9 protein-coding genes and 1 pseudogene are annotated in these 15,791 nt (G+C 62.0%); 5 read left to right on the forward strand and 5 right to left on the reverse strand.

The genetic code is table 11. The features are described from left to right. Positions 1–64 precede the first annotated feature (64 nt). The 5 genes from RlegSU303_RS05530 to RlegSU303_RS05550 all read left to right on the forward strand — a co-directional run bounded on the left by RlegSU303_RS05530 (position 65) and on the right by RlegSU303_RS05550 (position 7,731). Complete coding sequence (locus tag RlegSU303_RS05530) at positions 65–1,651, forward strand: Do family serine endopeptidase (RefSeq protein WP_231283560.1); 1,587 nt, start codon at positions 65–67, stop codon at positions 1,649–1,651. Positions 1,652–1,718: 67 nt separating this feature from the next. Then, positions 1,719–2,474, forward strand: coding sequence for a response regulator transcription factor (locus tag RlegSU303_RS05535; RefSeq protein ID WP_020485979.1), 756 nt, complete (start codon positions 1,719–1,721; stop codon positions 2,472–2,474). Further along, the gene (locus tag RlegSU303_RS05540; protein ID WP_231283561.1) at positions 2,471–3,883 is read left to right on the forward strand and encodes a sensor histidine kinase; all 1,413 of its coding nucleotides are present in this window, start codon (positions 2,471–2,473) and stop codon (positions 3,881–3,883) included. The genes RlegSU303_RS05535 and RlegSU303_RS05540 overlap by 4 nt, the downstream gene beginning before the upstream one ends. A 139-nt stretch (positions 3,884–4,022) precedes the next feature. Then, positions 4,023–6,980 carry a bifunctional [glutamine synthetase] adenylyltransferase/[glutamine synthetase]-adenylyl-L-tyrosine phosphorylase gene (locus RlegSU303_RS05545; RefSeq protein ID WP_231283562.1) on the forward strand — a complete coding sequence of 986 codons (2,958 nt, stop codon included), beginning with the start codon at positions 4,023–4,025 and terminating at the stop codon, positions 6,978–6,980. 100 nt (positions 6,981–7,080) lie between these two features. Further along, positions 7,081–7,731 carry a glutathione S-transferase family protein gene (locus RlegSU303_RS05550; protein WP_231283563.1) on the forward strand — a complete coding sequence of 217 codons (651 nt, stop codon included), beginning with the start codon at positions 7,081–7,083 and terminating at the stop codon, positions 7,729–7,731. Between the two features lie 127 nt (positions 7,732–7,858). Here the strand turns inward: RlegSU303_RS05550 and RlegSU303_RS05555 are convergent. From RlegSU303_RS05555 to pepN, 5 genes and pseudogenes are all read right to left on the reverse strand, one after another. Continuing rightward, positions 7,859–8,099: pseudogene (locus RlegSU303_RS05555) on the reverse strand (aldehyde dehydrogenase family protein); the annotation flags it as partial. A gap of 64 nt (positions 8,100–8,163) precedes the next feature. Continuing rightward, positions 8,164–9,387, reverse strand: coding sequence for a cytochrome b/b6 domain-containing protein (locus RlegSU303_RS05560; protein WP_131629184.1), 1,224 nt, complete (start codon positions 9,385–9,387; stop codon positions 8,164–8,166). Between the two features lie 80 nt (positions 9,388–9,467). Continuing rightward, complete coding sequence (locus RlegSU303_RS05565; RefSeq protein WP_131629185.1) at positions 9,468–10,076, reverse strand: YceI family protein; 609 nt, start codon at positions 10,074–10,076, stop codon at positions 9,468–9,470. A gap of 427 nt (positions 10,077–10,503) precedes the next feature. Beyond that, positions 10,504–12,813 (reverse strand): PAS domain-containing sensor histidine kinase, encoded by a 2,310-nt coding sequence (locus RlegSU303_RS05570; RefSeq protein ID WP_065279398.1) that lies wholly within the window; start codon positions 12,811–12,813, stop codon positions 10,504–10,506. A gap of 192 nt (positions 12,814–13,005) precedes the next feature. After that, positions 13,006–15,654 carry an aminopeptidase N gene (gene pepN, locus RlegSU303_RS05575; RefSeq protein WP_131621983.1) on the reverse strand — a complete coding sequence of 883 codons (2,649 nt, stop codon included), beginning with the start codon at positions 15,652–15,654 and terminating at the stop codon, positions 13,006–13,008. Positions 15,655–15,791: the final 137 nt, after the last annotated feature.

Raw genomic sequence — 15,791 nt, forward strand, 5'->3', positions numbered from 1 at the left:
CTTTCGTCATCGACTGATCCGGCGTCGCCGGTCTGAAGATCTAAGAACAAGAGAAGGTGCTCCAATGCTCAAGAATTTCAACGGACGTCCGTCCCTCGCTACTGTGCTCAAGGCTTCTACCGTCGCCGGTATCGCAGCCGCTGTGCTCGCAACCGGCGTTCCGCTCGAAATCACCCGGTCTTATGCCGAAGCTGTCAAGGTTCAGGCGCCTGCCGTTCCGAGCTTCGCCAATGTCGTCGACGCCGTTTCGCCGGCCGTCGTTTCCGTCCGGGTCGAAAACCGCGTCAATCCCGTCTCCGACAACAACAATGACGGCTTCTCCTTCGATTTCAACGGCCGCGGCTTCGACGACCTTCCCGATGATCATCCGCTGAAGCGGTTCTTCAAGCAGTTCGGCCAGGATCCGAATGATCAGCAGGGCCATTCCAGGCGCTTCGGCCAGAACGGCCCGAATGGTGGTCCGGGCGGCAAGGGTCGCCTCCGCCCCGTCGCCCAGGGCTCCGGCTTCTTCATCTCCGAGGACGGCTATATCGTCACCAACAACCACGTCGTTTCTGATGGCCAGGCCTTCGTCGCTGTCACGAATGACGGCACCGAGCTCGATGCCAAGCTGATCGGCAAGGATCCGCGCACCGACCTCGCCGTGCTGAAGGTCGACGGCAAGGGCAAGAAGTTCACCTACGTCAACTGGGCAGACGACAACAACGTCCGCGTCGGCGACTGGGTCGTTGCCGTCGGCAACCCCTTCGGCCTCGGCGGCACGGTCACGGCCGGCATTGTCTCGGCCCGCGGCCGCGATATCGGCTCCGGTCCTTATGACGATTACCTGCAGGTCGATGCCGCGGTAAACCGCGGCAACTCCGGCGGCCCGACCTTCAATCTCAGCGGCGAAGTCGTCGGCATCAACACCGCAATCTTCTCGCCGTCGGGCGGCAGCGTCGGCATCGCCTTCGCCATTCCCGCCTCGACCGCCAGGGACGTCGTCGCCGATCTGATGAAGGACGGCCAGGTCTCGCGCGGCTGGCTGGGTGTCCAGATCCAGCCGGTGACCAAGGATATCGCCGAATCCATCGGTCTCTCCGAGCCGAGCGGCGCCCTTGTCGTCGCCCCGCAGGCCGGATCGCCGGGTGACAAGGCCGGCATGAAGGCCGGCGACGTCGTCACCGCGCTGAACGGTGAGACGATCAAGGATGCGCGTGATCTCAGCCGCCGCATCGGCGCGATGCAGCCGGGCAGCAAGGTCGAGCTTTCGGTCTGGCGCGCCGGCAAGGCCCAGCCTCTCACCGTCGAACTCGGCACGTTGCCGATCGACCAGAAGGATGCGTCCGCCGATGACAGCAATCAGCCGCAGCAGCCTGAGGCACCGGCTTCCGAAAAGGCGCTTGCCGATCTCGGCCTGACGGTCGGCCCGTCTGACGACGGCAAGGGCCTGGCGATAACAGACATCGATCCGAACTCCGACGCCGCTGACAAGGGCATCAAGGAAGGCGAAAAGATCACCTCGGTCAACAACCAGGAGGTCTCCAGCGCCGACGATATCGTCAAGGTGCTGAACCAGGCAAAGAAGGACGGGCGCACCCGCGCGCTCTTCCAGATACAGTCCAGTGAAGGAAGCCGTTTCGTAGCGCTTCCGATCAACGGCCAGGGCTGATCCCTAAGACAACTTGGAGCCGTGCGGACGAAACTCCGCGCGGCTCGATTCTTCTGCCTTTTGAAGGATGATCACGATGAGCGCCGCCCCGCAGGAAGATGCTTTGAGCCTTGCCGAAACGCAGCCGGCGGGTAATGTCGGCCGCATGAAGATTCTCATCATCGAAGATGATCTCGAGGCTGCCGCCTACCTCACGAAAGCCTTCCGCGAGGCGGGTATCGTTGCCGATCACGCCAGCGACGGCGAGAGCGGCCTGTTCATGGGGTCGGAAAATACCTACGACGTCATCGTCATCGACCGCATGCTGCCGCGCCGGGACGGGCTTTCCGTCATCAGCGAGTTGCGCCGCAAGGCCATTCATACGCCGGTCCTCATCCTCTCGGCGCTCGGCCAGGTCGATGACCGCGTGACCGGTCTTCGCGCCGGCGGCGACGACTACCTGCCGAAGCCCTATGCCTTCAGCGAGTTGCTGGCGCGCGTCGAGGTGCTCGGCCGCCGCAAGGGCACGCCGGATCAAGACGTCGTCTATCGCGTCGGCGATCTCGAACTCGACCGGCTCTCCCATGAGGTGCGCCGCGGCGGCAAGGAGATCCCGCTGCAGCCGCGCGAATTCCGCCTGCTGGAATATCTGATGAAGAATGCGGGCCAGGTGGTGACCCGCACCATGCTGCTCGAAAATGTCTGGGACTATCACTTCGACCCGCAGACCAACGTCATCGACGTTCATGTCTCGCGCCTGCGCTCGAAGATTGAAAAGGACTACAACCAGCCGCTCCTGAAGACCATTCGCGGCGCGGGGTACATGATCAAGGATGAGGGATGAGCCGTTTCAGGGTTCTCTTCAAGTCCACAGCAGTCCGCCTTTCGGCACTCTACATTCTCCTTTTCGCCATCTGCGCCGCGACGCTCGTCTTCTATGTGACGGCGATGTCGGAGCGGCTGCTGACGGGCCAGATCCGCGACGCCGTCAGGCAGGAGGTGGAGCAGGTGCAGCGCGCCTATGACACCGGCGGCATGAACCTTCTCCTGCGCACGATGGAGCGGCGTGCACGCCAGCCTGGAGCCAACCTCTACATCATCGCCGGTCCCTCCGGCGATATTCTCGCCGGCAACGTCGCCTCGGTGCAGCCGGGTGTCTTCGAGGAGATCGGCTGGACCTCCGCGCCCTTCGGCTACCAACGCTATACTGACGGCGGGGGTGTCGAGCGCCGCCACAAGGCAATCGCCAATATTTTCGTGCTCGACAATGGCCTCAGAATCCTGATCGGCCGCGACCTCGGCGACCCCGAGCGTTTCCGTCTGCTGGTGCGCCAGGCGCTGATGGTGGCCTTGGCGGTCATGGGGCTCGGCGCCATCATCATCTGGTTCGGCATCGGCCGCAACGCGCTGAAACGCATCGACCGCATGTCGGATGCCAGCAAGAAGATCATGGCCGGCGACCTGTCGCAGCGCCTGCCGGTGGGCGGATCCGGCGATGAATTCGACCGCTTGTCGATGTCGCTGAATACCATGCTGGAGCGCATCGAGAAGCTGAACGAGGGACTGCGGCAGGTCTCCGACAACATCGCCCACGATCTCAAGACGCCGTTGACGCGGCTGCGCAACAAGGCGGCCGATGCGCTCGGTGTCGCCGATGGCGAGGCGCGGCGCACCGCGCTGGAAGGCATCATTTCCGAATCGGACCAGTTGATCCGCACCTTCAACGCGCTGTTGATGATCTCCCGCGTCGAGGCCGGGTCGGTCGCCGCCGAGATGTCGCCGGTCGAGCTTTCGGCCATCGTCGCCGACAGCGCCGAGCTTTACGAGCCGGCGGCGGAGGAGGCCGGGCTCGGCCTCAGCTCCAGCATCGAGCCGGATGTCGAGGTGCAGGGCAATCGCGAGCTGATCGGCCAGGCAATCTTCAATCTGCTCGACAATGCCATCAAATATTCCTCCGATACGGAAGGGGCGGGCAAGGTAACGCTGAAGCTTGCCCGCCGCCCGGATGGCATCTGCCTTTCGGTGGCCGACCATGGACCGGGCGTTCCAGCCGACAGGCGCGACGACGTGGTGAAGCGCTTCGTCCGCCTCGATGAAAGCCGATCGAAGCCGGGAACAGGGCTCGGGCTTTCGCTGGTGGAAGCGGTGATGGAGCTGCACAACGGCCGGTTGGAACTCTCCGATACCGATCCCGACAAACCTGAAAAGCGCGGATTGACCGTCAGCATGATCTTCCCCGCCAAGGCTGCCTAAGCTTTTTCCACCGAAATACGATCGGTTGAATCGTATATTGGCGGTTTGCCGCCAGGACCCTAGTTTAATGCCGGTCGAAGGAGGCGTTTTCCGCGATTCTGCGGGACCGTTCCTTTAGGCGCTAAAGCAGGGAGAGCGCATGCTGACGAAATCGACGCATGGCCTGAAGGATGTGGCCGAAGGGCTGCTACGTCCGCTGAACCAGGCGGAGTTGAAGCTGGCGCTGGCCGACCTTCAGGAGGCCGGCGGACACGAGCCGTCGGTGGCTGCGATGCTGAAGACGGAAGGCCCGCTTCGCGATTTCATTGCAGCCGTGCTGACGCTGTCGCCCTATCTGCGTGAAATCGTCAATCTCGATCCCGCCATCCTCGCCGGTGCCATCACCCAGCCGCTGGAGCCGCAGATCGAGGCGCTGGTCGCCGAGGCGCGGCGCTGCTGGCGGCCGGATGAGGAGGGGGCTGCACCTGCCGAATCCGTAGTGATGAGCAGGCTGCGTATCATCAAGCGCAAGGTGGCCTTCCTCGTCGCACTCGCCGATCTTGCGCGCATCTTCGACGGCCGAGCGACGACGGACTGGCTGAGCCAGCTTGCCGAAGCGTCGGTTGCCGGCGCCATCGATCATCTGCTGCTTTCGGCGCATGAGGGTGGAAAGCTCAGGCTGCGGGATCTGGCGGCACCGAGCGACGGCTCCGGGCTGATCGTGCTCGGCATGGGCAAACTCGGCGCATCCGAACTCAACTATTCCTCCGATATCGACCTCGTCGTCGTCTTCGACGAACAGGCCGGCATCGTGCCTGACCCGGATGACGCGATCGAGGTCTTCCCGAGGATGATGCGGCGGCTGGTGCGCATCCTGCAGGAGCGGACAGCCGATGGCTACGTCTTCCGCACCGATCTCAGATTGCGCCCCGATCCCGGCTCGACGCCGCTGGCGATCCCGGTCGATGCGGCGATGATCTATTACGAGGGCAGGGGCCAGAATTGGGAACGGGCAGCCTTCATCAAGGCGCGCGCCGTTGCCGGCGACTTGACCGCAGGCCGTGATTTCCTGCGCGGGCTCGCCCCTTTCGTCTTCCGCAAATATCTCGATTACGCGGCGATTGCCGATATCCATTCGATCAAGCGGCAGATCCACGCGCATAAGGGCCACGGCGCCATTGCGGTCAAGGGTCATAACGTCAAGCTCGGCCGCGGCGGCATTCGCGAGATCGAATTCTTCGTCCAGACGCAGCAGCTGATCGCCGGCGGCCGCATGCCGGCATTGCGCGGCCGGGCGACAGAGGAGACGCTCGGTGAACTCACCAAGGCGAAATGGATCGACGCGGAGACCCGTGACGAACTGACGGAGGCCTACTGGTTCCTGCGCGATGTCGAGCATCGCATCCAGATGGTGCGCGACGAGCAGACCCACCTGCTGCCGGAGACGGATGCCGACCTGAAGCGCATCGCCTTCATGATGGGCTTTTCCGACACGCCGAGCTTCTCCGAACGGCTGGTCGGCGTGCTGAAGACGGTCGAGCGGCGTTATGCCCACCTCTTCGAGCAGGAGAGCAGGCTTTCCACCGACGCCGGAAATCTCGTCTTCACCGGCCAGGGCGACGACCCGGACACGCTGGAGACGCTGAAGAAACTCGGTTTTACCAGGCCGTCCGATATTTCCCGTATCATCCGCACCTGGCACTATGGCCGCTACCGGGCGACGCAATCGGTCGAGGCGCGTGAAAGGCTGACGGAGCTGGCGCCGGAGCTCCTGCGGGTCTTCGGCGAAAGCAAACGTGCCGACGAGGCGCTGCTGCGCTTCGACAGTTTCATCTCCGGCCTTCCCTCCGGCATCCAGCTGTTCTCGCTGCTCGGCAGCAACCCGGCGCTGCTGTCTCTGATCGTCAACATCATGTCCTCGGCACCCCGGCTTGCCGAGGTGATCGCCGCCAAGCCGCACGTCTTCGACGGCATGCTCGATCCCGGCCTGATGGCCGAACTGCCGACGCGCGATTATCTCGGTGAACGGCTGAAGGGCTCGCTTGCCCAGGCCCGCCACTATGAAGAGGTGCTCGACCGGCTGCGCATCTTCGCCGCCGAGCAGCGCTTCCTGATCGGCATCCGCCTGCTCACAGGCGCGATCAACGGCGTGATGGCCGCACGCGCCTTCACCCATCTCGCCGACCTCATCATTGCGGCGGCACTCGATGCCGTGGTCGGCGAGATGCGGGCAGCACACGGCGACTATCCCGGCGGGCGCATTGCGGTCGCAGGCATGGGCAAGCTCGGCAGTTTCGAGCTGACGGCCGGTTCCGATATCGATCTGATCCTGCTCTATGATTATGACGATGCGGCTTCTGAATCCGACGGGCCGAAGCCGCTCGATGCGACGCGTTACTTCACCCGCATCACCCAGAGGCTGATGGCCGCTTTGTCGGCGCCGACCGCCGAAGGTGTGCTTTATGAGGTCGACATGCGGCTGCGCCCATCCGGCAACAAGGGACCGGTCGCCACCCGCATCAATGCCTTCGGCAAGTATCAGCGCGAAGAGGCATGGACCTGGGAACATATGGCACTCAGCCGCGCCCGGCTGATTTGCGGCAATGAGAGCCTGATCGCCGAGGCGGAACTTATCGTGCGCGAGGTGCTGTCGGCCGATCGCGATATTGCCAAGGTGGCGCATGATGTAGCCGAGATGCGCGAACTGATCGACAAGGAAAAGCCGCCCTCCGGCCCGTGGGACCTGAAGCTCATTCCCGGCGGCGTCATCGATCTCGAATTCATCGCCCAGTATCTGGCGCTGATCGCACCGACCAGGGGCGTCGGCATTGCCGTCAATGGGATGAGCACCGGCGAGGCCCTGAAGGTGCTTGGCGAAACGCTGATGGCGCCACTCGATCTCGACATATGCCTCGAGGCTTTCGCGCTTTATACCGGACTTTCGCAGCTGATCCGCCTCTCCGTCGACGGTCTGTTCGATCCGAAGGATGCGCCGGCGGGCCTCGTCGAGCTCGTCTGCCGCGCCGGCGACTGCCCTGACATCAAGGCACTGGAAGCGGAGGTGAAGCGGCTGTCGAAAGCGGTCCGGAAAATATTCCTGGATGCCGTGAAGGCATGATCTCAAATCAGATCGAACGACCGCGGGATATCTCGATATAGCCTGTCGGAATCGCGTTCAGCCAGTCGTCTTCAAGGCGGATTAGCGATGGAGAACACCAATGACGATTACTATCACCGCCTTTGAACGGTCGCCCGATCGCGGCAGGGGTCTGGCGCGTGACATGCGCGTTCGCTGGGCGCTCGAAGAAGTGGGCCAGCCTTACGACGTTCGTCTTGTTTCGTTCAAGACGATGAGAGAACCCGCCCATCTCGCACTGCAGCCTTTCGGGCAGATCCCGACCTATGAAGAAGGCGATCTCGCACTGTTCGAGTCCGGAGCGATCGTCTTTCATATCGGCGAGCGCCATGCGGGCCTATTGCCGGACGATGCGAATGCCAGGGCACGCGCGCTCACATGGATGTTTGCCGCGCTCAACACCGTGGAACCGCCGATCTTCGACCGCGCTCTCGTCACGATCCTCGAGCGCGATAAGCCTTGGTACGATCAGCGCCTTTCCGGCCTTGAGGACAGCATCCGGAAACGGCTGACTGACCTCTCCCGTCGTCTTGGCGATGCCGACTGGCTCGATGGTGCGTTCAGCGCCGGCGACTTGCTGATGGTGACGGTGCTTCTCAGGTTGAAAGGATCAGGCATACTGGAGGAATATTCGAACCTCTCCGCCTATGTCGCCCGGGCCGAAGCTCGGCCGGCATACAAGCGTGCTTTCGCGGCTCAATTGGCGGTTTTCACCGCCGCATCGGACGGCTGACGAAGGTCGGCTCTGGTCGTGACCCTGGATCGCCGATTACTCTGAGACCGCTTGCTAAATAAAATGGAGCGGCAAAGTCTCTGTGTAAACTTCCAGACCTTGCCGCGGCTGTTCTTCGGGATGCACTGGTGATCCAGCGCAAATCCGTGAATTCGGCGATACCCGCTTTCCGCCAACGTGCCCAATTCCGGCCGGCTTTACACCACCAAGGGGCATTTGTGCCTCGTCATGTACGGTGGGATCGTTCATGTGGCAGATACCTGTATCGATGCGGCCCGCAACCTGCACGCTCGTGCAACATCACGACCAAAGACGGCTGCAGACAACCCGTACTCGATATCATTGGCGAGGATGACAGCTTCATCTACCCTAGATCGAGATTACAGGTTGTTCTTTCTTCAAGGAATCCGGGGGCGCCAACGACTTTCCGGCTTAGCTCGTCGGCCCGGACGGCGTCGCTTCGAGCTTGAAGGTTACGCGGATGACCTTGTCGAGCCATTCACCCTTTCCGTCATTCTGCACGCCAAGTCCAAGGGCCAGACGATCCAGTTCCGCCGTGCCGGCAACGATGGCCCGTCCCGCCCCGTCGCGCTGCATCGTAAACGGGACCGACACGGGCACCGTCACACCACGGACAAGGGCATTGCCCTTGCCGAAATAGGCCTCGCCCGCCGTTTCGAAATGGTCGAGCACAACCTCCACCAGCGGATGGGTGGCCGTCTGCAGGCCGTCGTCGCCGCCGATATTCGGCCTGACGAATGAATTATCGAAATCGATGGAGGCGGCATCTATGGCAATCCGCGCCTTGGCGGCGCCAAGATTGTCCGGATCGAATTCGATGAATGCGTCCCATTTTCCGATCGTGCCGGCAGTCGGCGTTCCGGAAAAATTGATCGTGTAGGTCAGTGCAGACTTCGTTTTATCGATCACCCAGCCGGATGGCGATGCTTCAGTCGATCCAAGGTCCGCGGCATTGACGGATGCAGCGCCGCCCGTTCTGCAGATCAACAATCCGCCGCTGATAAAGCACAGTGCCAGAACGACGGAGACCAGCACGCCGATTGCGGAGGAGGGCATCCGGCGCAGCCAGCCGACAGGTATCATTCGCGAAAAGGACGGCATCCGGTCGATCACCGAATGCTTGAGCGCCCCGGCCACATGCAGAACCAGAAGCAACCCGAAACCATAGGCCAGAATGACATGCGCATTCTCGGACGCTGCCTCAACCGTTGCGCGCATCCAGACCGGAATGGGCAGATGTGGCCAGACCAGGGTATCGGAGAGAAACAGAAGGGTGGGAATGCCTGTAGAGGACGCCGACACCAGCAGCCAGCCGGTCAAAGGCACGACCAGCATCAGCGCATAGAACAGTGCATGGACGATGCCGGCCGCGACCTGTTCCGCCCGCCTCATCGGCGCATGCGCGGGCGGCGTGTGGAACAGGCGCCAGGCGATGCGGGCGATCGTCAAGGTTAGGACCGCGATGCCGAACGTCTTGTGCCACTGGAACATCGCAAAACGCAGCGTATCTGGAACGCTCTCCACGCGGCTCATCAGAAAACCCATGGCAAGCTGGGTCAGGATGAGCGCAGCGATGAGCCAGTGCAGGATCATTGCACCCATACTGTAGGCCCGGACCGAATGTGTAGCTGACATGGGTGACTTCCAGTCGTCTCAATGGGAACGCAAAAGAGCCGGCGCAACCCGACGATGTCGGGCTGCACCGGCAACGACTCCTACTGGGCGACGAACTCGGTTTCGATCGTCAGTTTGACGTCGTCGCTGACAGGACCGACCAAAGCGGCGACGCCGAAATCGGAGCGCTTGATCACGCCAGTTGCTGAAAAGCCGACGGTCGGCTTCTTGGACATCGGGTGCGGGTTGAGCGCTGCGTTCAGGGTAACGTCGAGCGTGACGGGCTTGGTGACGCCGTGGAACGTCAGGTCACCGGTGACGGTTCCGGTCTTGCCGTCCTTGACGTCGATGGCCGTGGAAACGAAAGTGATCTCGCTGAACTTGGCCGCATCAAAGAACATCTCACTGGCAATCTCTGCATCAAAGCTCTTGTCGCTTGCCGGATAGTTTGTGCTGACCGAAGCCGGATCGATGGTTGCCGTTAGTTTCGACTTCGTAACGTCTGCAGGGTCGAGCTCGAGCGTCGCGGAAATCTTGTCGAAGCGGCCGATATAGTTGGAAAGGCCGAAATGGACGACGCTCCACAGAACGTTGGTATGGGTCACATCCGCCCGGTAGGTGCCGGTAGGAACATCGATCGTCTGCGCATATGCAGTGGAGGACGTAAGTGCCAGGACACCGGCAACGAGGGCGGACTTAATGGAAAACATCGCTGATCCTTGAATTGTTTTGACAGCACATTGCGTGCAGCGTTTCCCTAGCGGGTGCTCAGCCCTCCCGAAACAGCGACGAACTGTTCGACATTTGTTGACAATCACTTGAAGTACGATAAGCCTATGTTTAAAAAAGACAAATTCACGAGATCAAGAAGTAGCAATGAAAAGTGAGGACGGCGTGATCGCCGTTTTTGCGCTGCTTTTCTGAGAAACGGTCCGCGTCAGCCGCTGGCCGGACTTCAAGCCTGACATGCCAGTGCAACCTGCTGTCGTTGCCATCACCAAAGTGGACGATGGCAAGATTGCCGTCTGACGGCATCACTCAGTGTCGACCCGCAATGAAAGGCTGTGGCTGCCAGCTAGCTGTGAAGACCAGTTAGGGGCCGGGATGAGCGCATCATTCCGGCCCTTTGTCCGACACCTAAATATCGTCGGGAATGCGCAGCGAGATCACGGTGCCGACCGCTTCGCGCGAGCGGATCTTCATGCGGCCGCCATGCAGCAAGGTCAGCGAGCGGGAGATAGCAAGCCCAAGGCCGGAGCCGCCCTTGCTCTTGGCATATTGGCTCTGCACCTGCTCGAAGGGCTGACCGATCTTCGACAGTGCCGAGCGTGGAATGCCGATGCCGGTGTCGGCGATGGTGACGACGACGGCACCATCGACGCGGCGGGTGCGCACCGCGATGCGGCCGCCATTGTCGGTGAACTTCACCGCATTCGAGAGCAGGTTGAGCAGCACCTGCTTCATCGCCCGGCGGTCGGCCATCAATGTCAGGCCGGAGCAGATGCGCTGTTCGATGACGATGTTCTTTTCAGCCGCGGGCATGGCGGTGAAGCGCAGGCTTTCCTCGATCAGCGGCACAAGATCGATGCGCTCGCAATGCAGCCTGACATGGCCGGCTTCGATCTTCGACATGTCGAGAATGTCGTTGATGACGTTGAGCAGATGTTTGCCGCTGTCATGGATATCGCGGGCATATTCGTCATATTTCAGCGAGCCGAGCGGCCCGAACATCTGGTTCTGCAGGATTTCCGAGAAGCCGAGGATGGCGTTGAGCGGCGTGCGCAGCTCATGCGACATGTTGGCGAGGAATTCCGACTTCGCCTTGTTGGCGGCCTCGGCGCGTTCCTTCTCCGCCTGGTAGTTGGCGTTGGCCGTCGAAAGCTCGGACTTCTGGATCTCCAGCGTCTGGCGCGAGGCGGACAGATCGCCGATGGTCGCCATCAGCCGGCGCTCGGATTCACGCAGCCGCTCCTGATGGCGTTTCATCAGCGTGATGTCGGTTCCGACCGAGACCCTGCCGCCGTCGCGGGTGCGCCGCTCGTTGATCTGCAGCCAGCGCTCGTCGGCAAGCTGCACCTCCGTCGTACGCGAATAACCGGAGCCGTCGGCATCGGAAATCCGCCGTTCGATGACAGGCCGGGCGGCGGCGGCATTGACGGTCGAGCGCTCGGTGCCGGGCACGAGCACGCTGTCCGGCAGGCCATAGGCCTGCTGGAAATGCGTGTTGCACATGACCAGCCGATCGTTCTTGTCCCAGAGCACGAAGGCTTCCGAGGTGCATTCGATGGCGTCGGCCAAGCGCTGGTCGGCTTCTGCGTAGCGCTGGGCGAGCCGATGCTGTTCGGTCACGTCCATGGCGATGCCGATCAGGTGCATACGGCCGGAATTGCTGCGGATCACCTGGGCACGCGCCCGCATCCAGACATAGTGGCCGCCGGCATGGCGCATGCGGAAGATCTGATCGACCTGGCCGGAGGCGCCCTTGCCGATGGCGCGCGCGATCTCGTAGAGCCCGCCGTCATCGGGATGCATCAGCCGGGCGGCTTCGCCGAAACCCATCGTCTTGTCGGAACCCGGCAGGCCGAGCATGTCGTACATCGAGCGCGACCAGAAGAATTCGCGGTTCTCGAAATCGAAGTCCCAGAGGCCGCAGCGGCCGCGCGACAGCGCCGTCTCGACGCGCAGGTTCGATTCCACGAAGATATCGTCGGCGTCGCGGGCGCGCTTCACCTGCGTGTAGTAGGCATAGAGGATGACGAGCAGGATGGAGGAGATCCCGGCAAACAGCGTCACGTTGAGCGCCAGTTCCTCGCGCCAGAGCCGGCCGATCTCGTCGAGCGAGGTGGCGGCGACGATATAACCGCCGGCGTTGCCCATCAGCGTGATCTCGGCATAGTGCGGCACGCCGCCGATCGTCGTTTCGATGACGCCGGCGCGATCGCCGAAGCGCCGGATCGCCGAGACCTCGGGGAAGAAATCGCCGACATTGCTGCCAACATGTGAAAGCCCGGCGGTGGTCGCGGCAAAAACCTTGCCGCTTGCCTGCACGAGCAGCACGAAAGCACCGCTGTCCAGCCGGTCCTGCGGCAGGTATTTGGCGAGGCGGGCCTGCGCCCCGGTGATATCGCCGCTGTCGAAGATGTCTGCCGCATCGGCAAACACAGCAGAGGCGGTCGCCGCCGAAAGTGCGGTGGCATGGCGCGCCGAGGCCTCCAGACGCCCATATTCGCTCATCATGCCGAAGAAATGCGAGGCGGCGACGACGGAGAGGAAGGCAACGATCAGCGCCGGGATGGCTCGCTTCAAGACCAGCTCGGCCTTCGGCAGATAACGGAGAAGTGGTTCCGATGTCGCATGGCCCGAAAGGCTGTCGCGCCAGGCTTTCAGCCCGTCAAAATCGACACGCAGCCGTCCTCCGGCCACGGTTGCCCGCCGCACGTCCATCATCTCTTCGCCTTGTCCCTCATGTGATTCGCGCGCCGCTCGCTCGAACCTGACCTAGAGAATCATGGGTGATTCGCCTTGTCCAGAGGCAAAGGTAAAAATCCGTTAACTATTTATAATCCCCGGCTTTTCGAGGTGATTCGAGGTGCTGGGCGACCGGCCGCCGAAATTTTCCTGATGGACGGTCGAATCAAATTACCCTTTAAGCGTGCGCTCGACGATATCGCGCACGTCGGTCGAAAGATCTGCGGCCCGCTCGATCTCGATCAGCGCCGAGCGGGCGTGATCGGCACGCACGGGTTCGAGCGACCGCCAGGAGCGCATCGAGGTGAGGATGCGGGCGGCAAGCTGCGGGTTGCGCCCGTCGATATCGAGAATCTGATCCGCGAGGAAGCGATAGCCTTCGCCATCGGCGCGGCCGAATCCGGTCGGGTTGGCAAAAGCGAAGGTGCCGACCAGCGACCGCATCCGGTTCGGATTGGTGCGCTTGAAGAGCGGATCGTCCATCAGAGCGCGGACCCGTCCCAGGGTTTTTGCGCCCGGAATGCCGGCCTGGATCGCGAACCATTTGTCGATGACGAGCGCATTTTCCGCGAAGCGGTCACGGAAGGTGGCGAGCGCCTCGCTCGTCTCCGCGCTGTCGGGAAAACGATGGGCGAGGATCGTCAGCGCATGGCTGAGATCGGTCATGTTGTTGGCCGCATCGAAGGCGGCCTTGGCGCGGGCCGGCGTCTCTTCGGCATGCGAAAGGTAGGTGAGGGCGCTATTGCGCAGCGCCCGCAGGCCGGCGCTTTTCGCATCCGGGTTGAAATCGCCTGATGTCGTCATCGCTGCGTAGAGGCCGGCAAAGACATCCTTTCCGGCATCGGCGATCTGTTTCAGGACCGCCTGCCGGCCGGCATGGATGGCATCGGGATCGTTGTTGCCGCCGAGTTCACGGGCGATATCGGATTCGCTCGGCAGAGCCAGCGCCTGGGCGCGGAAGGCAGGCTCGAGGCTCTCGTCGGCGGCGGCGGCAATCAGCGTCTCGACGAAGGTCGCCTCGCAGACCACAGGCTTGCCCTGGCGGGCGTCGCGTGCCGCTTTCAACAGGTTCGGCAGCGCCAGATCGGTCAATGCCTGCCAGCGGGCGAAGTGGTCGGTCTCATGGCGGGCGAGATGGGCAAGATCGGCCGGGCTCTGATCGAAATGCAGGTTGATCGGCGCCGAGAAGCTGCGGTTGATCGAAACGACCGGTCGCGAGCCAACGCCATGGAACACGGCCGTCTGCGTGCGCCCTGTGAGATGCAATACCTCGTCGGCATATTCCGCGCCGTCGACCGAGGTTGGCTCGATCTTGCCGCCGTTTTCGCCAAACAGCGCGAGGCTGAGCGGAATATGCATCGGCTCCTTGCCCGGCTGGTCGGGCGTTGCCGGGATCATCTGTTCGAGCGACAGGGTGAAGCTGCCGGCCGCCGCATCATAGCTGCCCGATGCGGTGACGAGCGGCGTGCCGGCCTGATGGTACCAGAGCGAAAATTGCGTGAGGTCGCGCCCGCTTGCATCCTCGAAGCATTTGACGAAATCCTCGATCGTCACGGCCTCACCGTCATGGCGGTCGAAATAGAGGTCCATGCCTTTCTTGAAGCCGTCCTTGCCGAGCAGCGTCGCGATCATGCGTGTGACTTCGCTGCCCTTTTCATAGACGGTCGTCGTGTAGAAATTATTGATCTCGCGATATGTCGTCGGCCGCACCGGATGGGCGAGCGGGCCGCCGTCCTCCGGGAACTGCTCCGATTTCAGGTGGCGCACTTCGGCGATGCGCTTGACGGCGCGCGAGCGCTGGTCGGAAGAGAATTCGTGGTCGCGATAGACCGTCAGGCCTTCCTTGAGGCACAGCTGGAACCAGTCGCGGCAGGTGATGCGGTTGCCGGTCCAGTTGTGGAAATATTCATGCGCGATGATCGTTTCGATATTGGCATAGTCGGCATCGGTCGCGGTTTCGGGATCGGCAAGGACGTATTTGTCGTTGAAGACGTTGAGGCCCTTGTTCTCCATCGCACCCATGTTGAAGTCGGAGACGGCGACGATCATGAAGATGTCGAGATCGTATTCGCGGCCAAACCTCTCTTCGTCCCACTTCATCGAGCGTTTCAGCGCGTCCATGGCATAGGCGGCGCGCGGCTCCTTGCCGTGCTCGACATAGATTTTCAGCACCACCTCACGGCCGGACATGGTCGTGAACGTGTCTTCGACGACGCCGAGATCGCCGGCGACGAGCGCAAAGAGATAGCTCGGTTTCGGATGCGGATCGAACCAGGCGGCGAAATGCTTGCCGGGGCCGTAGCCGGCACCGCCGAGGAAGTTGCCGTTCGACAAAAGCAGCGGGTTGGCGTCCTTGTCGGCAATGATGTTGACCGTGAACGGCGCAAGCACGTCGGGCCGGTCGGGGAAATAGGTGATGCGGCGGAAACCCTCCGCCTCGCACTGCGTGCAGTAGATGCCGCCGGTCCGGTAAAGGCCCATCAGCTTGGTGTTGGCCTCAGGGTTGATGACGGTGGTGATCGTCAGTTCGAAGGGCGCGCTTTCCGGCATGTCGCGCACCGTCAGGCTTTCCGCTGTTGCGTCGTAACGCGAAGGGTCCAGTTCCACTTGGTCTAACAGCAGCCCCGACAGCGTCAGTTCGTCGCCGTCGAGAACGATCGGCGCTGCCGGATCGGTGCCCGGGCGACGATGAAAGATCAGACGCGCCTCGACCTTTGTCTCCGTCGGGTCGAGTTCGAAGGTCAGGTCCACACGTTCCAGCACGAAGTCGGTGGGACGGTAATCTGCCAGATGAATGACCTGGCCGGTATCTGTTCGCATGGTGTTTCCTGAAGACCGTTATTTGATAACCGCGGAATACAGAGGCGGGCGCACTCTGCCATAAATTTTGCCGGGGATGATTACATTAAAGTCTGAACTAAACTTAAAGCAAATTGCCCGCGAACACCAAGTTCGCG

This window comes from Rhizobium sp. SU303 (assembly GCF_021052345.1).
GTDB classification, from domain to species: domain Bacteria; phylum Pseudomonadota; class Alphaproteobacteria; order Rhizobiales; family Rhizobiaceae; genus Rhizobium; species Rhizobium laguerreae.